General features: G+C 45.5%; 24 protein-coding genes. 14 read left to right on the forward strand and 10 right to left on the reverse strand.

Annotated features, from left to right (window positions below):
- Window positions 1-31: 31 nt before the first annotated feature.
- A complete protein-coding gene (locus tag FNC98_RS01415) occupies window positions 32-499 on the reverse strand; it encodes a GreA/GreB family elongation factor (RefSeq protein WP_143579584.1) in 468 nt (155 codons plus the stop codon).
- Between the two features lie 180 nt (window positions 500-679).
- Between FNC98_RS01415 and FNC98_RS01420 the strand changes: the two genes are divergently transcribed.
- The 4 genes from FNC98_RS01420 to panP are packed head-to-tail and all read left to right on the forward strand — an operon-like array spanning window position 680 to window position 4721.
- Window positions 680-1606 (forward strand): ABC transporter ATP-binding protein, encoded by a 927-nt coding sequence (locus FNC98_RS01420; RefSeq protein WP_143579585.1) that lies wholly within the window; start codon window positions 680-682, stop codon window positions 1604-1606.
- A 1-nt stretch (window position 1607) separates the two neighbouring features.
- On the forward strand, window positions 1608-2381 hold the full coding sequence (locus FNC98_RS01425; protein WP_143579586.1) for an ABC transporter permease: 774 nt from the start codon (window positions 1608-1610) through the stop codon (window positions 2379-2381).
- Window positions 2381-3043, forward strand: a complete 663-nt coding sequence (locus FNC98_RS01430) for a tRNA (guanine(46)-N(7))-methyltransferase TrmB (RefSeq protein WP_143579587.1) — start codon at window positions 2381-2383, stop codon at window positions 3041-3043. Before FNC98_RS01425 ends, FNC98_RS01430 begins: the two co-directional genes overlap by 1 nt.
- Window positions 3044-3086: 43 nt before the next feature.
- Window positions 3087-4721 (forward strand): pyridoxal-dependent aspartate 1-decarboxylase PanP, encoded by a 1635-nt coding sequence (gene panP / locus FNC98_RS01435; RefSeq protein WP_143579588.1) that lies wholly within the window; start codon window positions 3087-3089, stop codon window positions 4719-4721.
- A 2-nt stretch (window positions 4722-4723) separates the two neighbouring features.
- On the opposite strand, the gene panC is transcribed toward panP, so the two are convergent.
- The 7 genes from panC to sfsA form a co-directional block, all read right to left on the reverse strand.
- Window positions 4724-5572, reverse strand: coding sequence for a pantoate--beta-alanine ligase (gene panC, locus FNC98_RS01440; RefSeq protein ID WP_143579589.1), 849 nt, complete (start codon window positions 5570-5572; stop codon window positions 4724-4726).
- A gap of 5 nt (window positions 5573-5577) precedes the next feature.
- Entirely contained in the window at window positions 5578-6369 is a 792-nt protein-coding gene (gene panB, locus FNC98_RS01445; protein WP_143579590.1) for a 3-methyl-2-oxobutanoate hydroxymethyltransferase, read from the reverse strand.
- A gap of 48 nt (window positions 6370-6417) precedes the next feature.
- A complete protein-coding gene (gene folK / locus FNC98_RS01450; RefSeq protein WP_143579591.1) occupies window positions 6418-6909 on the reverse strand; it encodes a 2-amino-4-hydroxy-6-hydroxymethyldihydropteridine diphosphokinase in 492 nt (163 codons plus the stop codon).
- A gap of 2 nt (window positions 6910-6911) precedes the next feature.
- The gene (gene pcnB, locus FNC98_RS01455; protein ID WP_221932937.1) at window positions 6912-8219 is read right to left on the reverse strand and encodes a polynucleotide adenylyltransferase PcnB; all 1308 of its coding nucleotides are present in this window, start codon (window positions 8217-8219) and stop codon (window positions 6912-6914) included.
- A gap of 291 nt (window positions 8220-8510) precedes the next feature.
- On the reverse strand, window positions 8511-9428 hold the full coding sequence (gene gluQRS, locus FNC98_RS01460) for a tRNA glutamyl-Q(34) synthetase GluQRS (protein WP_143579593.1): 918 nt from the start codon (window positions 9426-9428) through the stop codon (window positions 8511-8513).
- Between the two features lie 8 nt (window positions 9429-9436).
- The gene (gene dksA / locus FNC98_RS01465) at window positions 9437-9886 is read right to left on the reverse strand and encodes an RNA polymerase-binding protein DksA (protein WP_143579594.1); all 450 of its coding nucleotides are present in this window, start codon (window positions 9884-9886) and stop codon (window positions 9437-9439) included.
- 149 nt (window positions 9887-10035) lie between these two features.
- Window positions 10036-10743 (reverse strand): DNA/RNA nuclease SfsA, encoded by a 708-nt coding sequence (sfsA, locus tag FNC98_RS01470; protein ID WP_143579595.1) that lies wholly within the window; start codon window positions 10741-10743, stop codon window positions 10036-10038.
- Window positions 10744-10898: 155 nt separating this feature from the next.
- On the opposite strand from sfsA, the gene pepB reads away from it, so the two are divergent.
- Entirely contained in the window at window positions 10899-12188 is a 1290-nt protein-coding gene (gene pepB / locus FNC98_RS01475) for an aminopeptidase PepB (RefSeq protein ID WP_143579596.1), read from the forward strand.
- Between the two features lie 263 nt (window positions 12189-12451).
- Window positions 12452-12688 (forward strand): KTSC domain-containing protein, encoded by a 237-nt coding sequence (locus FNC98_RS17040; protein WP_409574569.1) that lies wholly within the window; start codon window positions 12452-12454, stop codon window positions 12686-12688.
- A 28-nt stretch (window positions 12689-12716) separates the two neighbouring features.
- Here FNC98_RS17040 and FNC98_RS01485 read toward each other — a convergent pair whose 3' ends face one another.
- Window positions 12717-13634, reverse strand: a complete 918-nt coding sequence (locus FNC98_RS01485; RefSeq protein WP_143579598.1) for a hypothetical protein — start codon at window positions 13632-13634, stop codon at window positions 12717-12719.
- A 96-nt stretch (window positions 13635-13730) separates the two neighbouring features.
- Complete coding sequence (gene thpR, locus FNC98_RS01490; RefSeq protein WP_143579599.1) at window positions 13731-14327, reverse strand: RNA 2',3'-cyclic phosphodiesterase; 597 nt, start codon at window positions 14325-14327, stop codon at window positions 13731-13733.
- Window positions 14328-14485: 158 nt separating this feature from the next.
- Between thpR and FNC98_RS01495 the strand changes: the two genes are divergently transcribed.
- The 8 genes from FNC98_RS01495 to nirB all read left to right on the forward strand — a co-directional run bounded on the left by FNC98_RS01495 (window position 14486) and on the right by nirB (window position 25351).
- Complete coding sequence (locus tag FNC98_RS01495) at window positions 14486-15721, forward strand: alginate export family protein (protein ID WP_143579600.1); 1236 nt, start codon at window positions 14486-14488, stop codon at window positions 15719-15721.
- A 229-nt stretch (window positions 15722-15950) separates the two neighbouring features.
- Entirely contained in the window at window positions 15951-16568 is a 618-nt protein-coding gene (locus FNC98_RS01500) for an ANTAR domain-containing response regulator (protein ID WP_143579601.1), read from the forward strand.
- A complete protein-coding gene (locus FNC98_RS01505) occupies window positions 16561-17625 on the forward strand; it encodes a CmpA/NrtA family ABC transporter substrate-binding protein (protein ID WP_143579602.1) in 1065 nt (354 codons plus the stop codon). Before FNC98_RS01500 ends, FNC98_RS01505 begins: the two co-directional genes overlap by 8 nt.
- 653 nt (window positions 17626-18278) lie before the next feature.
- Window positions 18279-19622, forward strand: coding sequence for a CmpA/NrtA family ABC transporter substrate-binding protein (locus FNC98_RS01510; RefSeq protein WP_409574570.1), 1344 nt, complete (start codon window positions 18279-18281; stop codon window positions 19620-19622).
- Window positions 19623-19667: 45 nt separating this feature from the next.
- Window positions 19668-20666 (forward strand): ABC transporter permease, encoded by a 999-nt coding sequence (locus FNC98_RS01515; protein WP_143579603.1) that lies wholly within the window; start codon window positions 19668-19670, stop codon window positions 20664-20666.
- A 13-nt stretch (window positions 20667-20679) separates the two neighbouring features.
- On the forward strand, window positions 20680-21531 hold the full coding sequence (locus tag FNC98_RS01520) for an ABC transporter ATP-binding protein (RefSeq protein WP_143579604.1): 852 nt from the start codon (window positions 20680-20682) through the stop codon (window positions 21529-21531).
- 13 nt (window positions 21532-21544) lie between these two features.
- Complete coding sequence (locus FNC98_RS01525; RefSeq protein ID WP_143579605.1) at window positions 21545-22747, forward strand: alginate export family protein; 1203 nt, start codon at window positions 21545-21547, stop codon at window positions 22745-22747.
- 72 nt (window positions 22748-22819) lie between these two features.
- Window positions 22820-25351, forward strand: a complete 2532-nt coding sequence (gene nirB / locus FNC98_RS01530; RefSeq protein ID WP_143579606.1) for a nitrite reductase large subunit NirB — start codon at window positions 22820-22822, stop codon at window positions 25349-25351.
- The last annotated feature ends 4 nt before the right edge of the window (window positions 25352-25355 follow it).

The raw sequence follows: 25355 nt of genomic DNA on the forward strand, positions 1-25355 counted from the left end.
GCTTTATTTGATAGTCGCTAATTAACAGAGGCTACTCAATAGACAGGATTTCCAATGCCTGTTGGCCGTTAGGTAGCTGCACGGTATCGCCAATTCCCAGTTCCAGCAACTCTTCTCCCAGCGGGCTTTGTGGGCTAATGGCAATAATTGTCTTACCGTCGATATCAAGAGATTCACCACTGCTAAATGGACACAGAAAGTACTGGCTTGTTGTCTTGTCTAAACAGACAATGGCGCCAGCGCCTATTTCATCGTCTTCAGCAAAATCCGCCGGTGAGAAGGTTTTCAGCCCCTGAACTTTGCTCTTTAGCTCAGCAATTCGTTTAGATTGCCCCAAAGCCAGATAGGAAGCTTCTAAGCCCAGGGTGTCATATTGAGTCTCAGCAACACTTTGGTCATCAATTGCCGCTGCATGCGCGGCCTGCAGGGCTTGCTCCGCTTCTTCTAATTTACTCTGGACTAAGGCAATAAGCTTATCTATCAGGACCTGTTTGTTCATTCGCAATATATTTTCATTACATAGGGAATTGGTAAATTTTACAGGAAATTAGCAAAGCTTGTTGTTAAAATGCTAGCCCTTAAAGGGTAAGCGTATTTTAGTGATTGCTTTCAACTATCCTTATTAGACTTACTCATCATCGACATATGCCGTTCCCGCTGGGATTTGAGGAAATGATAAATGCAGGCAGCCTTAGAAATTGCAGGCTTAAAAAAAACCTATAAAGGTGGTTTTCAGGCGCTTAAAGGTATCGATTTACAGGTACAGCAAGGTGACTTTTTCGCATTGTTGGGGCCTAACGGTGCCGGTAAATCCACGACTATTGGCGTGATTACTTCTTTGGTAAATAAAACTGAAGGCAAGGTCCAGGTATTCGGTCACGACATTGACAATGAATTGGATAAAGCGAAAAGCTATCTTGGCCTGGTTCCTCAGGAGTTTAATTTCAATCAGTTTGAAGCACCAATGAAAATACTGGTAAATCAGGCGGGCTATTATGGCGTTGAGCGCAAACTAGCCAAACAACGTGCTGAAAAGTATTTAAAGCAGCTGGATTTGTGGGATAAGGCAGACCAGCCATCGCGTAACCTGTCCGGGGGAATGAAACGTCGTTTAATGATCGCTCGGGCGCTGATGCATGAACCAAAAGTCTTGATACTCGATGAGCCAACTGCCGGTGTAGATATCGAATTGCGGCGTCACATGTGGGATTACCTTCGAGAATTAAACGCGCAGGGCATCACCATTATTCTGACCACTCATTATCTGGAAGAAGCAGAAATGCTGTGTCGCAATATTGCCATCATTGATAAAGGCACTATTGTTGAAAATACCGACATGAAAAGCCTGCTGTCTAAACTTCATATTGAAACCTTCGTTCTCGATCTGAATCCTGGGGCGGCAACACCTCAGCTCGATGGTGTCGACTACCGGGTCATTGATGATCACACGTTGGAAGTGGACATTGCCAAATCACAAAGTGTCAATGACGTATTCACTCAGTTAACTGAGCAAAACATTTCCGTACAGAGTATGCGTAACAAAGCCAACCGATTGGAAGAGTTATTCGTAACTTTGGTGGCCAATAATGACAAGGGAGCGAAATAACATGTCTTTATCATCCACTCGCATTGCTCTTAGCAGTATTTTGCACAAAGAAGTGCATCGTTTTATGCGTATCTGGGTGCAAACCCTGGTGCCCCCTGCGATAACCATTAGTTTGTATTTCGTCATCTTTGGCTCGTTAATTGGTAAACGCATTGGCGACATGGGCGGATTTGATTACATGTCTTTTATCGTACCCGGACTCATCATGATGTCGGTTATTACCAATTCTTATGCCAACGTTGCTTCGTCGTTTTTTAGCGCCAAGTGGCAACGTAATGTCGAAGAAATGCTGGTAGCACCGGTGCCTAACTGGGTGATAGTTGCCGGTTATGTTGGCGGCGGCATGGCCCGGGGTATTCTGGTAGGCTCTATTGTTACCTTAGTGGCACTATTTTTTGTTGATATCCAAATACATAATATTTGGGTAATTATCGCAACGGTTATGTTAACTTCCGCGGTCTTCGCATTAGGCGGGTTAATCAATGCGGTATTTGCCGGAAGCTTTGATGATATCTCGATTATTCCGACATTTGTGTTAACCCCGCTAACCTATCTTGGCGGTGTGTTTTACTCTATTTCCCTGTTACCGGAATTTTGGCAGGGCGTCTCGAAAATAAATCCAATTGTTTACATGGTTAACGCATTTCGTTACGGCTTTTTAGGGATCAGTGACGTCAGCTTAACGGTTGCGTTTAGCGTAATCGGCGTATTTATTGTCACCCTCTACGCCATTGCCATGTTTCTGATTTCTCGGGGTATAGGTTTAAGAAGCTAATGAGTTTTGGCGATTCCAAGGCAATAGTTACCAATCAGGATGGCCTCAATGAACATCTTGATGAGGTGGTTAATAAGCATTTATCACATCCGTTTCTGAAACCGATTTCTGATCATACCCAGCAGGCGTTCGATAAAATCAATCAGCAAATAGCAGCTTTTTCCGGGCCTGTCATTCTTGATTCCTGCTGCGGTGTTGGTCAGAGTACCCGGATATTAGCCCGACGTTATCCAGAAGCGCTAGTGATTGGCGTGGATAAATCATTAAATCGCATTGAACGTAATGTTGAAGATGAACATGAAACGGATAATTTTCGTCTCATCCGCGCTGATTTAAATGATTTTTATCGTCTGGTGGTGCAACATCAATGGCCGATTCGCGAGCATTTTCTGCTGTATCCAAACCCCTGGCCAAAGGCCAAGCATTTGCAACGCAGATGGCATGGCAGTTCAGTGTTTCCGTATATTCTGCAAATTGGCAAAAGCCTGACCTTACGCTCTAACTGGCTGATATACCTTCAGGAATTTCAGCGCGCCGCGGAATTGGCGGGAAAATCGGGAAATATTTCTCAGATTAACGATGAGCAGCCTCTAACACCGTTTGAAGCAAAATATCAGGCGAGCGGTCAACTGTGTTGGCAGCTTAAATTTGCACAACTTTAGAGATTACAGCAGCTGAGCACAGGGTTTAGCGAGAATTAACATCATGGCGAATGATAAGCGCTACGCGCAGGCAAATAACGATTCCCTTCATCGGATATTCACCATTCCGGAGGCACCGGATTCAACCCTGAGTCTGATTGAAGAAGAAATCTCAAAAAACCTCAATGGATTTTTGAGCCATCACATTGTTGCAACGGATAAACCCTTATCGGAAATCGAACTGGATTTTGCCAGCTCGGCATTGCCGGAACAACCGGAATATGTATCCGACCATACTCGCCAGTTATTAGATAAGTTAATCGCTCAGTCAGTGCATACCTCGGCACCGAGTTTTATCGGTCATATGACTTCTGCTTTGCCGTATTTTCTGTTACCGCTGTCAAAATTGATGGTTGGACTCAATCAGAACCTGGTGAAAATCGAAACCTCGAAAGCATTCACACCGATGGAACGCCAGGTTTTAGGGATGATGCACCGCCTGGTTTATGGTCAAACCGATAGTTTCTATGATACCTGGATGCATTCTGCCGACTCATCCTTAGGTGCATTTTGTTCGGGTGGTACGGTCGCAAATATTACCGCGCTTTGGGTTGCCCGCAATAGCCTGCTGGCAGCTAAACCTGGTTTTAAAGGGGTATCGGAAGAAGGTTTGAATAAAGGCCTGAGAGCCTATGGTTATGATGACCTGGCAATTTTGGTATCTGAACGTGGCCACTATTCACTGAAAAAAGCGGCGAATATTCTTGGCCTTGGCCATGATAGCATCATCGCCATTCCTACCGATGGTGAGCATCGCATGGATTGTGACAAGCTCAAAGAGAAGTGTGCCCGGCTGCATTCGCAAAATGTGAAAGTCATGGCGATAGTCGGTATTGCTGGCACCACTGAAACCGGAACCTTAGATCCGCTGGCAAAGATGGCAGAAATAGCTCAACAGTATCAGGCGCATTTTCATGTTGATGCCGCTTGGGGTGGGGCGACCTTATTGTCGGATAAATATCGTCATTTACTTGCTGGTATCGAGCAGGCCGATTCGGTAACCATAGATGCCCACAAACAAATGTATGTACCAATGGGCGCCGGTTTGGTGGTCTTTAAAAACCCGAAAGCTGTCGCTGCCATTGAACATCATGCTGAATATATTCTTCGCAAAGGATCAAAAGATCTGGGTAGCCATACCCTGGAAGGTTCCCGACCGGGAATGGCCATGCTGCTTTATGCCAGCCTGCATATCATCTCTCGTCCAGGTTATGAATTATTGATTAACCAAAGCATTGAAAAGGCCAAATATTTTGCCAACCTCATCGAACAGGATAGGAATTTTCAATTAGTGAGCAAGCCCGAGCTCTGCCTGTTAACGTATCGATATGTTCCAGAAAATGTTCAAACCTATCTGCAATCCTGCTCCGCGGATAAAGCAAAGAAAATTAATGAGGTTTTGGATCAGCTAACCGTAGCGATGCAAAAACTGCAGCGTGAAGCCGGCAAATCTTTTGTCTCCCGAACCCGAATTCCAGAGCAGGGAAAATATAGCGGCGCAATTAGCGTATTTCGAGTGGTATTGGCAAACCCGTTAACCACAGAAGCTATTCTGCAACAGGTTTTGGTGGAACAGGAAAGTATCGCAACTGAGCAAACCGAACTGCTTGCTCAATTACAGTCGATTATTGACGCTTAAGGTCAGCTCAAGCTGACCTGAATATTGTCGATAAGACGGGCTTTGCCACAATGGGCAGCAGCGAGCACAACCAGGTTGGAGTCGCCTGCTGAGGCAGGTTCAAGAGTCTCGGCATTACAGATATCGATATAATCGGTGCGCATGCCTGCAGCATCGATTTTTGAGCGGGCAATCAACTCAATTTTTTCAAATTCCTGGTTTTCTGCCAGGCGCGATTTTACCCATTGCAAAGTCTTATACAAGGCCGTTGCCTGAGCTTTTTCCGCATCTGAAAGGTAAGTGTTTCGTGAACTCATCGCCAGACCGCTGTCTTCACGTTTGGTTGCAACCGGGATGATTTTAATCGGCATTGATAAATCATCGACCATGGTTTGAATCATCTGCACCTGTTGATAGTCCTTGAGGCCAAAACAGGCGATATCAGGCTGAACCAAATTAAACAGCTTACAAACGATGGTGGTTACGCCGCGAAAATGGCCTTTGCGACTTTCTCCACAATAGCTGGATGAAAGCCCTGGTACTTCGACAAAGGTCTGTTTATCAAGACCTTTGGGATAGATAATGTCTGGTGTTGGAGTAAACAGGATTTCAACGCCGGCGGCTACCAGCTTTTCTTTGTCTTTTTCCAGAGTGCGTGGGTAATTATCAATGTCTTCATTAACACCGAACTGCATTGGGTTAATGAATATACTGGCAACGACAATATCGGCTTGCTGTTTCGCTTCATCAACAAGCGACAGATGCCCGTGGTGCAGATTGCCCATTGTCGGGACAAAGCCTATTGTCAGGCCCTGTGCGCGAAACTGATTTAATACGGAGCGAAGCTCGATAATGGATTCAACGGTTTTCATGACTACTAAAAGCTGTGCTCTTCGCCCGGAAAACGTCCTTGTGTTACTTCTTCGATATAAAGAGCAACAGCGTCACTGATATTGCCCGTATCTTTTAGGAAATTGCGTGAAAATTTAGGAATTTTACTGAAGGAAATGCCTAATGCATCATGCATTACCAGGATTTGTCCATCGGTATGCTTACCAGCGCCGATGCCAATCACAGGTATGGTTAAGGTTTCGCTGATGGCTTTAGCCAAATCAGCCGGAATACACTCTAGCACCAGCAGTTGGATACCCGCTTGTTCCAGCTTAACCGCTTCGTTAAGGATCTTTTGAGCTTGTTCGGTATCACGCCCCTGAACTTTAAAACCGCCAAAAACATTAACAGCCTGAGGCGTTAGCCCAAGGTGTCCACATACTGGCACGCTGCGCTCAACGAGACCAGAAATGGTTTCATATAACCACTCGCCGCCTTCTACTTTAACCATATTGGCACCGGCTTGCATAAGCTTGCCGGCATTTTCATAAGCCTGCTCTGGCGTGGCATAGCTCATAAATGGCATATCACCGATGATTAGAGCTTTTGATGCTCCACTGCGTACGCATTTTGTATGGTAGGCAACATCATCGATACTCACTGGAAGCGTATCGCTTTGGCCTTGAAGAACCATTCCTAAAGAATCGCCAATCAACATGACATGCATGCCGGCTTCGTCAAATAAGCGTGCAAAGCTGGCATCGTAAGCCGTTATTGAAGAAATTTTTTCTCCAGCAGACTTCATCGCCTGCAATTTACTGATGGTGATTCTACTCATAAATACATACTTTTTCAGTGATGCCCGTACCTTGGCACAGAAACAATTTTAGCGCAAATTCCCCTGAATTTTTATTCCGTTAGGGGCAACGGATGTTACCAGTTCGGTCAAACTCTGACCATCGGGTAATACTAAATTTTCAGCAATCTCTGCTAAAGGATAGAGAACAAACTCTCTTTCTTTCATCCCATAGTGAGGTACTTCAAGGCGCGGTAGATTAATTGTCTGCTGCCCAAAAAGCAAGATGTCTATATCTAATACCCTTGCACCCCAGCGTTCATCTTTCCTGACTCGTCCTGAATCGAGCTCGATTTTCTGAGTGACGTCCAATAGCGATAACGGTTCGAGTTGTGTTTCGATGGCAATTACCGCATTCCGATAATTGGGTTGGTCCTGAGGACCCATCGGTCGACTTTGGTAAATGCTCGATAGCGCAGCTATTTCGATTCCAGGCTGCTTGGCCAATTGTTGTACCGCCCACTTTAACTGTTGATCCGGTTGTTCGAGATTACTGCCGAGCCCGAGATAAACGAGTGTCATGGTTATTCCTTGGCCGCTGACTGACTGCGTTTGCGCGGCGAGCGTCGACGCTTTCTCGATGTCTTGAAGCTTTTAATCATTTGCTGTTTGGTATCAGGCGAAGCGTCTTGGAAGCTAGTCCACCAGTTCGCCAGCTCTTCCAACTCGCCACCTTCAACCATGCCCCGGTATAACAGGAAATCGTAACCAGCACGGAATCTTGGATGTTCCAGCGTTTTAAAGGCGCGACTCCCTTCGCGTCGGGTCAGGCGATGTTGCAAGGCAAAAATATCTTTCATTGGCAGCTGGAAACGTTTTGGAATGGCAATACTACGTTGCTGTTCAGAAAGTACCTGGTTCATCGCCACGAAGAAGGCATCTTGTGGTGGCATGCCGGATTTTTTTTGCAATTGCTGGCTTTGCTGCTCAATCTCATACCAAAGCACTGCCGCCAGTAAGAATGCCGGTGTTACCCGTTTGCCATCATTGATGCGCTTATCGGTATTGATTAGCACCTGACGCACGAAATCAATGCTTTTATCAATCGGATTGTCGGCATAAGTTTTACTGATATGTGGATACAGATATTCCAATAGCTGAAAGTCAGCTAATAATTGAAAGTTTGCCAGCGCTTTACCGGACAAGAATAACTTCATGTATTCTTCAAACATCCGTGCCGCTGGGATATTCGCCATTAATGGCGCCAGCTCACGTATTGGTTTAGCGGTATCTTTGGCGATATCCATGTCCAGTTTAGTAGCAAAGCGGATTGCCCGAAGCATACGAACCGGATCTTCACGATAACGAGTTTCTGGATCGCCAATCAGACGAATTTTGCGGCGCTCAATGTCTTCAAGGCCATTGGCGAAGTCATAGACTTTAAAATCTCGGGTGGAGTAGTACAGCGCATTGATAGTGAAATCGCGACGTTCAGCATCTTCTTCAATGCTGCCATAGATATTGTCGCGCAACAGCATGCCGTGTTCGCTTTGCTTGGAATGGTGTTGTTTGCCGCCACGCTTTTCGGCTTTATCCTGATTGGCATGATGGCCACGGAAGGTTGCTACTTCAATAATATCGCGACCAAAAACAATATGTGCAAGGCGGAACCTACGGCCGATCAACCGACAGTTTCTAAATAATTTTTTGATTTGTTCCGGAGTCGCATTGGTGGCGATATCAAAATCTTTCGGGTGCTCACCGAGAAGGATATCGCGCACACCCCCACCTACCAGATAGGCATCGTAGCCACTTTTATTCAGGCGATACAAAACCTTCAGGGCATTTTCGCTGATGTCCCTGCGAGAAATATTGTGTTCATCGCGCGACAGAACGCGTGGTAATTGCTCACCGTCAGCCTGTTCTGTGTCCATGTTCTGCGTCTTTCCTAGTATTCTTTTTACCAGCGTTTTCAATACGTTAATCTTGCTTACCTCAACTACCAATAACTCAATCTTAAGGCTTGTTGAATGTGGGTTATGAAAATAAACGCACATTATACCTGTTTGCATTCGACTATGCACAGGGATGCGTTGATTTAATTGATAAATGTGTTCGCTGAGTAAGCAGTTTGAACAGTATAGTTTACGATTGCCGAAACTGTTCTTGAGCCATCAGGTACATTAGCGGTAAACGATCTCCCGATCTTTAGGGACCGAGAAGAGCTGCCAGTTGGCAATCGCAGATTGGATGACTTCATCAACACTACAATCGATAATATCCTTGGTGACTGGCTGGCCAAGAAACTTCAATGCTTTGTATAACAATTCCTGGGGACGGTGTTCATCAATGGCAGGCGCGCCATTTTGTTTGCTTAGCTTGTAACCTTCATCGGTTATCGCCAAAGGCACGTGAGCGTAATCTGGAGACGCAATACCTAAGGTTTTGAAAAGGGTAAGTTGTCGACAGGTTGGTTGCAGTAAGTCACAGCCGCGTACAATTTCAGTGATCCCCTGATAAATATCATCAACAACAACCGCTAACTGATAAGCGAATAAACCATCGCGGCGAAAGATTATAAAGTCTTCCCGGGCCAGATCTTCAGGCTGTTTTACCAGGCCTTGAATCTTATCTTCGAAACAATCAAACGGATGATGGTTTACCAAACGGGTGGCGAGGTTTTCTCCGCTTAGATTTAAATCGCGACAATGGCGCTGATAAATGCCACCAATTTTTTTAATTTTTGCGCGGCTGCAGTCACAGCCGTAACTTAAGTTTTCAGCGCTTAAAAAGTCTAATGTTTCCAGGTACAGCTGATGTTGCTGGCTTTGATACAAAACCTCTTCGTCCCAATGCAAACCAAAGGCTTCCAGGGTTTTCAGAATAGCTTTGTCAGCGCCGGGCTGTTCGCGAGGCGGGTCGATATCTTCGATGCGAACCAGCCATTTTCCGCCGGCCTCTTTGGCCTGGCAGAAACTTGCAAGTGCAGCAATCAGAGACCCGAAGTGCAGTGGACCAGAAGGGGAGGGAGCAAAACGCCCTCGGTATTGCTGCAGAGGGCGTTTATCAACAAAAGTGTTTAGAGGATTAGCATTGGTCACGTCAGACGTTAGCCTGCCATTTGGCGCTCTTTAATCTCTGCAAGAGTTTTACATTCGATACAAAGGTCAGCCGTAGGACGTGCTTCCAAACGCTTGATACCGATTTCGATACCACAAGAGTCGCAGAAGCCGAACTCGCCGTCTTCAATCAACTGCAATGTCTTCTCAATCTTTTTAATGAGCTTTCGCTCACGGTCACGAGTTCGTAACTCGAGACTAAATTCTTCTTCCTGGGCTGCACGGTCAACAGGATCCGGGTAGTTTGCAGCTTCATCTTTCATGTGACTTACGGTACCGTCAACATTGTGACGTAATTCCGCGCGCCATGCTTCAAGGATTTTACGAAAGTGATCTTCCTGAGCAGGGTTCATGTATTCTTCGCCTGCCGATTCTTTATATGGCTGTACACCAGCTTTGGCTAGAAAGCCCGTCGGATTATTCATTATATTTGTTGGCATGCCGAATCTCCTAAAACAACGTCATTCGTAGAGCGATTAAATTAATTGTGTATCTATAACAGAATGTCTAAACCGTGGCAATGCCTTAGTTTCAATACTGTTGGTGATATCGAATCGCTATATAAGGGCACTTAGTTTCCATATCAAGCCTAAGGTAAAGCAAATTCTAATTTTTTTACCAAATTTATGTGTGATTCATTGATCTCACAACCGTAACAAAGAATTTCCACTCCAGCTAAGACTGCTTCACTAAGTAGGGCTGCGTAGGCGGGATCGATAAAATCGGCGACGCTTACTCGCTCAATACCCGTATGTTGAACACAAAAGAACAAAATGGCTCTCTGACCCTGACGTTTAACCGCCATTAACTCGCGGATATGCTTTTGACCACGAGTCGTTTTCGCATCGGGAAAATATCCTTTTCCATCGATAAGCAAGGTCGTTGATTTAATTTCAACGTAACAATCAGACCGGTCTGGACTAGTTAACATTACATCAATCCGTGACCGCTCTTCTCCATACCTTACCTCAGTTTGACAGTTCTGATAACCACTTAGTTCATCAATAACCCCGTTTTTAATGGCCTCAACCACAAGTTTGTTAGCAAGCGAGGTATTCACACCTACCCAGTGACCGAGATTATTTTGAGCTAATTCAAAGGTATGAGGGTATTTCCGGGTTTTACTTTCTGATGTTGAATACCACACCGTAAATCCCGGTTCAGCACACCCGGTCATTGCCCCGGTATTCGGGCAATGTATGGTAATAAGGCTACCATCGTTCAGTTCTATATCGGCGAGAAAGCGTTTATAACGCTTGATTAAGGTGGCGGATTCTAGAGGCTTTGGATACTGCATTGTTAGTGACGTCGTGTTCAGGAGATTGAAGTGTTGCGTAAATTTAACATCTTGATAGCAAGATAGATACGAGATTACTTGCCAGAGGGGGTATGGCAAACTCTATAATGAGAGGAACGAATGAATTGAAACTTTTTTGATATTTGGAAATGACTATGAGTGATACCGCGGTTATTGAATTATCGCAATCGAAAGATTTTTCCGGTTGGCAGCAGGGTAACTCTGTTGTGATCAAAGATGACGTGATTTTTATTCGCGTTACAGATACCGGGAATCTTAACCTTCGTGCCATCCAGCAGGCAGGCAGAAAAATCGAAGGCCTTGGCGTTGAAGTTGCACAATTGCAAGGCGACAACTGGAGCGAAAATGCTCAATGGGCGTTTACCCAGGGATTTAGCAAAGTCGGTAAATTGCAGTCAGTACGTTATTGTGGTGATAGCGCATTAGTGACTCGTCTTGAGCAAAAACAGGCAACATACGCCTGGGCTCGAGATTTGATTAACCAAACACCATCGCAGCTAGTGCCGGTTTCGTTAGCCGACCAGGCCGCCGAATACTTAAAAGCGCTGGCACCCGATGCAATCAGCATTGAAACGGTTATCGGTGAAGAATTGGAAAAGCAGGGCTGGACCGGTACCTATAATGTCGGTAAAGGTAGTGTCAATCCACCAGCAATGTTAACCGTGGATTATAACCCTGGTGGCGATGATAATGCCCCGGTTTATGCGGTTTTAGTGGGTAAAGGGATTACCTTTGATAGCGGTGGCTATTCCATTAAACCAAGTGCTGGTATGTTCTCTATGAAGTGCGATATGGGCGGTGCAGCAACTGCTGCTGCAGCATTAGCATTAGCGATCCAATGGGGGTTGGATAAGCGGGTTAAATTAATCCTTTGTTGTGCCGAAAATATGGTGAGTGATCACGCCTATAAGCTTGGCGATATCCTAACCTATAAAAACGGCACAACTGTTGAGATTGCGAATACCGATGCCGAAGGTCGCCTGGTGCTTGCCGATGGTTTGATTGCTGCTAGCGAAAATAATCCTGAGATGATCATCGATTCCGCTACCTTAACCGGTGCGGCAATGCTCGCCACTGGTGGTGAATACAATGCTATGTTTTCTATGGATAAATCATTAGCGATGAATGCATTATCGGTGGCCGATAAGGTTAACGATCCTGCCTGGCCACTACCGTTAGAAGCATTTCACCAAGGGAAATGTCCGTCAGCATTTGCCGATACTGCTAACTCGACCACACAAAAAGGCGGAGGCATGGGTGGTGCCAGTAACGCTGCTGGTTTCTTAGCTCGTTTCGTTAATCCAGAAGGCAAGGGTTGGTTACACATTGACTTATCCGCTTGTTATAACGAGCATGGCAATAGCATGTGGGCGGCTGGCGCAACCGGTAGCGGTATCGCGACGATCACTGGCTTGATTCTATAATTAGGTAAACTCTAAAGCAGGCAGTTGAACGCTTCGGTTTGACTGTTTTCTGCTCTTATTCGCATACTATTTCCCTTATGTGCTTAAATTAGTCGTTGGCGTGAAGTAGAAACAATATAAAAATTGGTAACAGCTTGGAGTTGAATTCGATTAGTGAAAGTCGGCGATTTAAGGTGTCGAAACTTGTTGGCGTGGTCTTTTTGTCAGTGCTTTGTCTTTCTTATTGCAGAGCTGAAACAGTATCGGTTAAATACCGAGGGGATGTGAACTTAAACAATTTCTCTTGTTCGCATACACAAAGCTCTTTCGTACATAGAATTTGTTATTTGGAAGAAGAAATGTATTTACTCGTTTTACTTCAAAACACTTACTATCAATATTGCCGAGTGCCCAGTTCAACTTATCGAGATTGGATAGCATCCTCTTCTAAAGGACAATATTATTCTGCGTACATTCGGGGAAGATATGATTGCAGAGAAGGTGGTATTCCAGAAAGTTAGGGGCTACCAAAGTAGACATATTTTCAATCTACCACATCAATCCCACCGTAAATAACACCCAATAAGAGAAACTGGCGATACCGGTTTTGGTCATCTGGCTTTGCGCCGTGTCAAAATCAGGAAGATGCCTGGTGGTGATAATGGTTGCCGCCAATGAGGGCAGGGCAAAGATAAACGCCAGGGATAACAACGGCAGTTGCTCGGCAAAAATCAACGAAAGTGTGGTGACGACTGCCAATACAAGCACAATGGTTTGTGCATTTAGCAGGTTGCCAATCGCCGGAGGCGATTGCACTAACGGTGAATCATCAGCACTTATCTGCATATTTTCATGGCTAGATAAACGCAGCATGATTTGCTCGCTAAACCAGGTCATTAATGCCAGACAACTGGTGGCAACGGCTATAAGAATATCGATTGCCTGCAGGTTTGCGGTGTGCAGGTAATGACTAATTAGAAACGGTAGTGCGCCACTGAGTAAGGCCATGACTGATAGGGACGCAATTTGGCCGAATCGATCGGTGGGTAAACCACGACGAGTTTTATGGCGAAGTACCGACAGCATAAGCAAACAACAGACGACCATCAGAGTCATACTCACGGGAGCGACCGAGGTGCTGGCGAAGGAGAGCCCGCCTAGTGCGATACAGAAGATAACAAACAGGCCAAGGATCAACCTTAGCATGGTTCCCTGAAGTTGCTGATGTTTATTGATAGCCCCGTCGTTGCGCTTACTGGCGTGAATGATAAATGCCCTTTGATAATCACTGGCAAGGTTTACGACCACTTGTCCCAACATCGTGATAAATAACAATCCGGCGAACAGTCCGCCATCGACAATGCCTTCGTAGGCGGCCATGCCGCATCCAAGAATAATTGCGCTACAGGGAAGAAAGAAACTGCGTGGACGAATAGCACCCAAAAATAATTGTAAATACAAGGACATTAATCATTCTCGAAACGGAAAAAACTAGCCATGGATTCTACCTTGCTCTTATACCAATCACATTAAATTATTGCTAACTCTGAGTTGTGCGCAAAATTAGTTTGATTGATATAACTCGCTCAAAGGCCAGGACATCAATTCAGTGTAGACTACACCGTTCACTGTCGACACTGACTCAAACAGGGCAAATTTCCTTGCCTCTATCTTAATGTCGAACTTATTGTCGAATAGGTCTGAAACATTAATTGCAGCAGAGACTTTGCGGGCAATGGTGACATGAGGAGTAAATCGATCAGTAGCTGAGTTGCTTTTGAACTTCAAGGTATCGTCAACCATCGCATTCACGGATTTGGCCAGATGCAGTAGCCGGTTTGGCACCTGATTTACGCCTAAATACAGCACCCTTGGTTTTTTAAAATGGCCAAGTGTGTCTAGTGAAAACTTGAACTCGGGACAGGTAATCTTAGTTGCAGCTTGTTTTAGATTGGTGATGTCACCCATTTGGCAGTTGCCAATATAACGTAAGGTAAGATGAAAGTTGTTCTTCGCCACCGGCTTTTTTAGATCAGTTAAATGTTGCGATCGCCAGTCGGCAATGCTCTCTTTTTCCCGAGCCGTCAAAGCCAGGGCAAAGAATATCCGTTTGCTCTGTAACTTGGCTGCTTCTACTTTCGATTGGTTACTGGTGTTCATATTTCAAGACTAATAAATTCTCGGCCAAAGGTCGAAAAACCTTTCGGGTTAATGCCTTTTCTTGTCTTTATTTCATCATGAACAATACTTGTATCAGGATTTTTCGCCTGGCTGGTACAGCTTGCCGGCATAAGCACAAATCAAAGGTGGTCGTTGTTATGAATCCGGAAAACCCCATTAAAACATCTCCCGATACTCAGCTTTCTGTGCGTTCGCTATTATTTTCATCCCTGTGCGTTTCAAGCTTTGGCCTTGTTCCGGTAGCAATCGCCGAAGAAGAGGAAACTGACTTTTTCATGGCGGATTTTCGTTTGCGTTACGAAGCGGTTGATCAGGATAACCCATTAAAAGATGCGGAAGCCCTGACACTGAGAACCACAATTGGATTGCGCACGCCACAAATTCTCGGCTTTTCTATCTATGTAGAGGGGGAGGATTCTCGCCCAGTTTTTGGTATTGATAATTACAACGATACCTTAGGGATGAACCCCGGGTATTCTGTAATCGCCGACCCGGAAACCACTGAGTTCGACCAAGGGTATCTGCAATTTAAAACTAAAAATCTAGCGGCAAAATTGGGTCGCCAGGTAATCAATCTCGATAATGAACGATTCGTTGGTAGCGTTGGCTGGCGCCAGGACAAACAGACCTTTGATGCCTTCAGCGTTGCCTGGACGCTTTTTGACGCTCTCACCGTTAACTACATCTATATCGATAAACGTAATCGCATATTTGCCGATGAGCAGGATCTTGATAGTAAAGATCATCTGCTAAACCTGGCCTGGGATACCGGTCTGGGTACCTTAATCGGCTATGCGTATATGCTGGAAGAGGATGAAGGTATCCGCAATGACAACGACACCTATGGTATTCGTTATCAGGGCCAGCTACAGGCGCTTGGACAGCAATGGCTGTTGAACGCTGAATACGCCGAGCAGACATTAGATACCGAAGCTGGTGAATTCGAACCTCATTATTATCTGTTAGAAGCTGGCATTAACTTCAGTGCATTGACTTTTATGTTGGGCTATGAATCCTTAGGCAGTGATGATGGTCAGGTTGGTTTTGCCACACCTTTAGCAACCCTGCATAAATTTAATGGTTTCACCGATCAGTTTCTGGCAACCCCGGCACAGGGCTTAAATGATTGGTATGCGACATTAGGCGGCAGCATTTTCTCAGGAAAATGGAGTGTCGGATATCACGATTTTGAAGCCGATGATTCAGCGCCGTTAATTGATGATTTCGGCAAGGAATACAATGCCCAGTATACCCATGGGTTCGGCGACCATTTTTCTGCCGGGGTAAAATATGCCAATTATGAGCGAGGAGATTTCGCCGCGGAAAAAGTCGATACCGACAAATTGTGGGTGTGGGTTGGTGCGACGTTTTAATTGAAATCGTAATCACTTTCTATTACCGACTCATAGGATGCGCCATTTTGGCGCAACTTTGCTTTAACTTAACTCAGATTTAAATGATTTCTACCCGGCATTCCGCCACATCCCATGTTTAGTGGGCATGTAGATTCTGGCACAATTATTGAAGGTCTAATTTCATTCTCCGGACGCAACATTGCCATGCGTCCGACATAAAACGTCAAAAGAAACAATAATTGTGCCGATGAGTATTTCTAATTCAGATACCCAGCCCCTGCTTAAGTTGTTATTGGTGGATTACAACAGCCACAAGACTCATATTTTGTCCGAAGCCCTGGACAGTGAGTACTATCAGATTGAATGGGCTTCCAGTTCAGGAATGTCGCTATTGCACCGAGTGAAAGAGTCAAAACCCGATATCATCATCATCGATATCGAGTCTCCGGATCGCGATATGCTCGATAGCCTCAATGTCCTTAATACCGCCGCTCCTAAACCCGTAGTCATGTTTTCAGAAGATCAGGATAGTGAGATTATTCAGGAGCTCGTGAAAGCTGGTGTTAGTGCTTACATAACTGGTGATGTCGCCACTAGCAGAGTTCGTTCGATCATTGAAGTGGCGTTGGCGCGTTTTCAGGAGCATCAGAACTTAAAACAGGAACTGGCCGATACTAAGCAAAAACTATCCAGCCAAAAGGTTATTGAACAAGCCAAAATATGGCTGATGGAAAACAAACACTGCTCTGAAAAGCAGGCCTATCATCACATTCGTAAAATCGCGATGGATAATAGTCAGAAGATGGAAGATGTCGCAAAAAATATCTTGTCGTTAGCGACAATGTTGGGGGGCAATCATGGTTAATACCTTATTAGAAAAGCAGGCATTAACCTTAGGTTTTATGCCGCTTACCGATAGTGCGCCTTTGGTGGTTGCGAAAGAGTTTGGTTTTTTTGAAAAGTACGGCCTCGATGTCACTTTGGAAAAACAAAACTCCTGGGCGACGATGCGCGATAAAATCTGTACTGGTTTACTCGATGCCGCACAGATGCTGGCACCTATGCCAATTGCCAGCAGCCTGGGGGTTGATGGTCAGCGAATTCCGATGATCACCCCGCTCGTATTAAGCCGTAATGGTAATGCCATTACCTTAGGGAAAAAATGGTACCCTTTGCTTGGTGAACATCAATTACCGGAAGGTCAGCCCGTTAATGCTGAAGCAATAAAGCCTTTGGTGGCATTGAAACAACAGCAGGGCGAGAAATTGAAACTGGCGACGGTTTTTCCTTACAGTTGTCATTACTATCAATTACTCGACTGGCTTACCAATGCGGGAATTGACCTTGAACAGATTGAAATTCTGATCATTCCTCCGGGTAACATGACCACGGCACTGAAACTTGGCCACATTGATGGTTTTTGTGTCGGTGGCCCCTGGAATGCGTTTGCCGTTCGTGCCCATCTTGGTTTTACCGGTGTGACGTCGTCAGATATCTGGGTGGATTTTCCAGAGAAAGTACTTGGCATGCTTGCCAGTTGGCAGCTGCAAAATCCGCAAACCTGTAAAGCGCTAGTACAGGCATTAAATGAGGCATGTCACTGGCTTGAATCCATTCCCAATCGCTTTGAAGCGGCGCAGATTCTGAGTCAGTCTCAGTATCTGAACATGGATTTGAATATTATTGCGCCATCCTTGTTAGGTAGTTGCCTGACTTTTAAGGACTTGCCGCCCCGGCAAATCGACACCTATAACCAGTTCGCCGATTCCGAGTCATTGCAATTGAATTGTCCGAATATTGAAGATGGCCGTTGGTTGCTTGAAGCGATGCAAAAAGCCGGGCATTTAGCCGATCCCGAACAAGCCGCCGCACAACTGCCACATATCTACCGTCCGGATTTATTCCAGCAATATTTTGAATAATACCAATCCCATTAAATTATTGCTCACTCAGTGAGAATTTAAAGGCTTTTAGACAAGGCTTTGATTGCAGAGAATGGTTATTCCATTGTCAAAATCAGTAACGCGGGATAAACGCCTTTAAAACTCACCCGTAGGGAGTTAGTGAGAGGCCCATTTACGGCCCTATATTTCATTAATATAGAATGACTATATCAATAAAATCTATGTTGTAACTGAACCTCGGCCCTAACTCTGAGTTGTACACAAACTTAGTGGAATTGGTATAATTTGCACCAAGATCGTTAAAGTTCTTGCACTCTAAGGATGCAAAACCGGGAGTATTTACTCTAATGAAATTAGGGTTTTATCTCCCAGCCCAATAAAAATAAGGGTTTTATAATCTTGGCATTCTATATGCATTATTAAATTCAGGTGCAACAGCGTACCTTTAATCGCCCCAAGAGGCATTGGCCGGAAAACGGCACACTAAAAATTAATCAACTAATAGAACTGCAACGGCGTAGTCTTTCATTAGTTTGGCATCGAGGCCTGACGCAACTTTTCTCTTTTGTGGGAATGGTGGCGGCAGGCTTTTTTATTTGGAGAAAATTATGTTTCAACTTAAACAAACGAGTTCAAACAAAATGTTCAAACGAATAAGCCATACATTTACTATGGCTATCGCAGCGTTCAGTTTTGTTGTTTCTACTTCCACTACTGCCGAAGAGTTAGGTTATCCAGAAAAAGAAGAACTGACCTTTGGTTTTATTAAATTAACCGATATGGCACCTATCGCCATTGCCTATGAAAAAGGCTTTTTTGAAGACGAAGGTTTATACGTCACTATCGAAGCTCAGGCTAACTGGAAAGTATTGCTTGATGGTGTAATCGATGGTCGTTTGGACGGCGCTCACATGCTTGCTGGTCAGCCAATTGCTGCCACCATAGGTTATGGTACTAAAGCCAACATCATCACCCCTTTCTCGATGGATCTGAATGGTAACGGTATTACCGTTTCTAACGAAATCTGGAAACAGATGAAAGGTAATATCCCTAAGCAAGCTGACGGTCGTCCTGTTCACCCAATCAAAGCTGACGCGCTAAAGCCGGTTGTTGATAAGTTCATCGACGAAGGTAAGCCGTTCAACATGGGTATGGTGTTCCCGGTTTCTACTCATAACTATGAGCTGCGTTACTGGTTAGCCGCTGGTGGTATCCACCCAGGTTACTATGCACCGCACAAAGGTGACACTTCAGGTCAAATCGACGCCCAGGCGCTTCTTTCTGTAACTCCGCCACCGCAAATGCCTGCAACCTTAGAAGCGGGAACTATTTATGGCTACTGCGTTGGTGAACCTTGGAACCAGCAGGCTGTTTTCAAAGGTATCGGGGTACCGGTTGTAACCGATTATGAAATCTGGAAAGACAACCCTGAAAAAGTTTTCGGTATCACTGAAGAGTTTGCTGAGAAATATCCAAACACCACGATTCGTCTTACTCGTGCCCTTATCCGTGCCGCACAATGGTTAGATGCTAACGACAATGGTAACCGTCCGGAAGCGGTAAAAATTCTATCGGAATCTAAATATGTTGGTGCTGATTATGAAGTTATCGCCAACAGCATGACAGGTACATTTGAATACGAAAAAGGTGACAAGCGTTCGGTTCCGGATTTCAACGTATTCTTCCGTTATAACGCGACCTACCCATATTACTCAGACGCTATCTGGTATCTAACGCAAATGCGCCGTTGGGGTCAGATCAGTGAAGACAAGCCGGACAGCTGGTACAAAGAAGTAGCTGCCAAGGTTTATCGTCCTGACATCTATAAAAAAGCGGCTCAGTCGCTAATCGAAGAGAAAATTATCGATGCAGCACTATTCCCTGATTTCACTTCAGAAGATGGTTTCCGTGCACCACAAACGCACTTTATTGACGGCATCGTTTACGACGGTTCTAAGCCAAACGATTACATCAATAAGTTTTCAATCGGCTTGAAAGCTGGTGAAAAAATTTAATCTGGCCCGCGGCCGCTAACTCATGAAATTTACTGGGAGTATAAGATGAGTCTTTTAATCCGAAACCTGATCAACCTTAACCGGGAGCAGTCATTCTCTGATCAGAGTCTGTTACTGGCAGGGCAAAAACTGAAACTTGCGTTATTGCCGATCCTCGGGTTACTGGCCTTTTTATTGCTGTGGTCTCTGGCCGCCAATAATGTCACTACTTCCCTGGGTAAATTTCCTGGCCCTGGAGCGGTCGCAACTCAGTTTGACAACCTGTATCAGGAACACATGAATGAACGTGAAAAGGAGCAGGCGTTTTATCAGCGTCAGGAAAAACGTAACGCCGACCGCGTTGCCAAAGATCCGACTTACGTTGCAAAAATCCGCGCCTATACAGGTAAAGAAACCTTTTTGGATCAGATTATTACCAGTTTGAAAACGGTAATGAGCGGCTTCCTTCTCGCCGCAGTTATTGCCATTCCTCTGGGTATTGCTATCGGTCTTAGCCAGACATTAAACCAGGCGATCAATCCGATTATTCAGGTATTTAAACCGGTATCACCTCTGGCCTGGCTGCCATTGGTAACTATGCTGGTGAGTGCCTTGTATGTCTCGGACGATCCGCTATTTGCCAAATCCTTTGTCAATTCACTTATTACCGTCACCTTATGTTGTTTGTGGCCTATGGTGATCAACACTTCTGTCGGTGTTGCATCCATTAATCAGGACTGGGTGAATGTATCTCAGGTGTTACGCCTTCCAGCGTTAACCCATGTGCGCAAGATTGTACTCCCTGCATCGATTCCGGCGATTTTTACCGGTATGCGTATGTCGTTGGGTATCGCCTGGATGGTGTTAATTGCCGCGGAGATGCTGGCGCAAAACCCTGGCCTGGGTAAATTTGTCTGGGATGAATTTCAGAACGGTAGTTCCCAGTCTCTGTCACGCATTATGGCTGCAGTCATTGTGATTGGTTTAATCGGCTTCTTCCTCGACCGAATGATGTTGCAATTGCAACGTTGGTTGTCCTGGGACAAAGCATCAGCAAAACGCTAATAGGAGAATTACGATGACAACCATTTTAGATATCAGCCAAATCGATATGGTGTTCCCAACACCCAAAGGCGACTTCACGGCGCTGAAAAATGTTGATTTGAAAATCAAAAAAGGCGAATTCATTTCCTTGATTGGTCACTCCGGTTGCGGTAAGTCCACGGTACTAAACGTGGTAGCTGGATTGCATCAGGCAACCAAGGGGGCGGTACTTCTAAATAACAAAGAAGTAAACGAGCCGGGTCCGGAGCGTGCTGTTGTGTTTCAAAACCACTCGCTATTGCCTTGGCTTACGGCCTATCAGAATGTTGAGCTGGCGGTTAAGCAAGTGTTTTCCAAATCGATGTCTGCAAAAGAAATGCAGGACTGGATTGAGCATAACCTGACATTGGTACATATGGAGCATGCCATGCATAAACGCCCGGATGAAATTTCCGGGGGAATGAAGCAACGTGTTGGTATTGCCCGTGCCCTTTCCATGCAACCAGAAATTCTGTTGATGGATGAGCCGTTTGGTGCCCTGGATGCACTAACCCGCGCTCATATGCAGGATTCTTTGATGGAAATTCAGGATGAGCTAAATAACACAGTGATCATGATCACTCACGATGTCGATGAAGCGGTATTACTATCCGATCGCATCGTAATGATGACCAATGGTCCGGCCGCCACCATCGGCGAAATCTTAGATGTTGATTTGCCTCGTCCGCGTGACCGTCTCGCTTTAGCTAATGATCCAAGATACAACGAATTAAGGTCTGAAGTGTTGACCTTCCTATATGAAAAACAACGAAAAATAGAGGTGATTGCACCTAGCGAATCAGCACCGAGAAAAGACGCTGAAGATTCGGAAAATGCGGTCGCCTGATAAGGAATTTATCATGTTAGCTAATAAAAAAACGTTAAACAAAAGCATTGTAAGTGCGCTACTTCTAACCACATTAACGCCAGTTGCAGGGCAGGCATTTGCCGACGCTGGCAGCGCGAAAATTGATTTTCGTCTGCGTCACGAATCTGTGTCTCAGGACAATGCGTTAAAAGATGCGGATGCATTAACACTGCGCACCACCTTAACTTACACCACGCCTTCTGTGGGTAACTTTAGCGGTGTGGTTGAATTTGAAGATTCACGCGTGGTTTTCGGTATCGATGATTACAACAACACCCTTGGCATGAATACCGATTATTCGGTAATTGCCGACCCGGAAACGACCGAGCTGGATCAAGGTTTTGTGCAATACAAGAATGATGGCATTACTGCCAAATTAGGCCGCCAGGTAATTACCCTGGATAACCATCGTTTTGTTGGTCATGTTGGCTGGCGTCAGGATAAGCAGACCTTTGACGCTGCTACCTTGGTTTACGGTGGTATCGATAAGCTGACGATGCAATACAGCTACATCACCAAACGTAACCGTATCTTTGCCGACCAGAGAGATCTGGACTCAAAAGATCACCTTTTCAATGTGGGTTATAAAACCTCTCTGGGTACCTTAACCGGTTATGGTTACTTGCTTGATGAAGACGAAGGCATGACCAAAACCTATGACACCTGGGGTGCACGTTTTGCCGGTAAATCCGACGGTGACAGCCTGGCATTTGTATATACCGGTGAATACGCCACTCAATCTGCTGAAATCAATGGCAACGACTTTGACGCCGATTACTACCTGTTAGAGGGTGGTGTGGTGTTCTCTGGCGTCACCGCCAAGCTAGGTTATGAGGTTCTGGGCAGTGATGATGGTGCCTTTGGTTTCTCAACTCCACTTGCAACTCTGCACAAATTTAACGGTTGGACCGACCAATTTTTAGGCACACCTGCTCAGGGTCTTGAAGATGCCTATATCTCACTATCTGGCCAGGTCTTTTCCGGTAACTGGCTAGTTGCTTATCACGATTTCTCTGCCGATGACGGTACTGCAGAAATTGATGATTTTGGAAGCGAATGGGATGCGCAATTCACTATCGGTTTCGCTAAGCACTATAGCGCTGGTGTAAAAGTTGGCTTGTATCAGGAAGGCGATAACGCCACTGGTAAAGTTGATACCGACAAAGTCTGGTTCTGGTTAGGCGCTAAGTTCTAATCGGCAGAAATATGTTTAAAAAGCTCTAAAGCCGCTAAAACCAGAGCGGCTTAGATGTAAACGGGGAATATTATGAGTAATAAACAGCACATCGTCGTCGTAGGTAACGGCATGGTAGGACATCATTTTGTTGAGCAGCTGAGTCAGTCGGCCAATGGCGAACAATTTGCAATCACTGTGTTATCCGCAGAACCACGTCTGGCCTACGACCGTGTTCATTTATCGGAGTACTTTGCCGGTAAAAGTGCCGACGATTTGGCGATGACGAGCATCGAATTGTATCAACAGTGGCAGGTAGACTTTCGGGTGAATGCCAAGGTCGATACGATTGACCGTCAGGCACAAACCGTTACCACGGTAACCGGGGAAGTGCTGAGCTATGACAAGCTGGTTTTGGCCACAGGTTCTTACCCATTTGTTCCCCCAATTAAAGGTAACGATAATCCAGACTGTCTGGTTTATCGCACCATTGAAGATCTGCAGGCTATCAGTCAGTGCGCCTCGAAAAGCAAAGTTGGCGTGGTTATCGGTGGTGGCTTGTTAGGTCTTGAAGCCGCAAATGCCTTACATAATCTTGGCCTTGAAACCCATGTTGTTGAATTTGCGCCGCAGTTGATGGCAGTGCAGATCGACCGTCCTGGCGGCGATATTCTCAAGCAGAAAATCGAATCTTTAGGTGTGCAGGTGCATACCAACCGTGCCACCACGGAAATTGTTCGCGGTGATAGCTGTCGTCATAAATTATGTTTCAGTAATGGCGAAGAATTAGAAACCGATTTAGTGCTTTTTTCTGCAGGTATTCGTCCATACGATGAACTGGCTCGTAAATCCGATCTCGAAGTGGGTGAACGCGGCGGTATCGTCATTAACAACCAGTGTCAGACCAGCGATGAAAACATCTATGCCATCGGTGAGTGTGCGCTGTGGAATAATTTTATCTTTGGCTTAGTGGCTCCAGGAAACACTATGGCGAAAGTGACCGCTGAACATCTGCAAGGTGAGGCCGGCGCATTTACCGGTGCAGATATGAGCACCAAGTTAAAGCTGATGGGTGTTGATGTGGGTTCTATTGGAGACGCTCATGGTAAAACGCCTGGCGCTTTAACCTATCGCTATGAAGATCAGGTAAACGGTGTTTACAAAACCATGGTGGTTGATAGCGAGCAGAAAAAATTATTGGGCTCGGTATTAATTGGTGATACCACTGAGTACGACAGCCTGCTGCAATACATGCTAAATGGTATTGATTTACCAGAGCAGCCTGAAAGCCTGATTTTACCCTCCAGTTCCGACAAACCATTACTTGGCGCCGATGCGCTTCCAGATACCGCAACCTTGTGTTCATGTCATAACGTCACCAAAGGTGATGTTATCGCCGCTATCGATGGCGGCGCGGTTACCTTTGATGCAGTAAAAACCTGCACCAAAGCCAGTACGGGCTGCGGTGGTTGTGCAGCGTTACTAAAAGACGTGACCACCAGCGAGCTGAGCAACCGCGGTGTGGAAGTGAAAAAGGATATCTGTGAACACTTCCCGTATTCGCGTCGCGAACTATTTGATCTGATCAAAATTGAAAAAATCACCAACTTTAAAGATTTATTAGCCGCCCACGGTAAAGGCCTGGGTTGCGATATCTGTAAACCAACGGCGGCATCGATTTTTGCATCGGTGTGGAATGAATATATTCTCGATAAGAAGCATCAGCCTCTGCAGGATACCAATGATACCTTCCTGGCGAATATGCAAAAAGACGGAACCTATTCTGTCGTGCCACGTATTCCTGGCGGCGAAATTACCCCGGATAAACTGATTGTGATTGGCCAGGTTGCCAAGCAATACAATCTGTATACCAAGATCACCGGTGGCCAGCGAATCGATTTATTTGGTGCTCGCAAAGAAGAATTACCGGATATCTGGCGTCAGTTAGTGGATGCCGGCTTTGAAACCGGTCATGCCTATGGCAAATCGGTACGCACCGTCAAATCCTGTGTCGGTAGCACCTGGTGTCGTTACGGTGTTCAGGACAGCGTGTCGATGGCGCTATTTATTGAAAACCGTTACAAAGGTATCCGCTCTCCTCATAAATTGAAATTTGCGGTATCCGGTTGCACCCGTGAGTGTGCCGAAGCCCAGAGTAAAGATATCGGTGTCATCGCCACCGAAAGTGGCTGGAACTTATACGTTTGTGGTAACGGCGGCATGAAACCTCGTCATGCAGATTTATTCGCCACCGATCTTGATGATGAAACCCTAATCAAATACATCGACCGGGTATTGATGTTCTACATCGAAACCGCCGATCGTCTGCAACGTACTTCTGTGTGGATGAATAACATGGAAGGCGGTCTTGAATACCTTCAGGACGTTGTCATTAACGACAGCTTAGGACTTGCGGCTCGTCTTGAGCAGCACATGGATAGCATCGTTGGTACTTACCAGTGTGAGTGGAAAACTACCCTTGAAGACCCGAAAGCGTTGGAACGCTTCAAGCCGTTTGTAAATTCAGATAAACCCGATAGCAATATTCAGTTTGTTGACGAGCGCGGTCAGATCCGTCCGGCGCGCCCGGAAGAAAAAGCCATTGCCGTTGTCGTTCAAGACTAATGAT

It is taken from the genome of Thalassotalea sp. PS06 (assembly GCF_007197775.1).
GTDB lineage: Bacteria > Pseudomonadota > Gammaproteobacteria > Enterobacterales > Alteromonadaceae > Thalassotalea_A.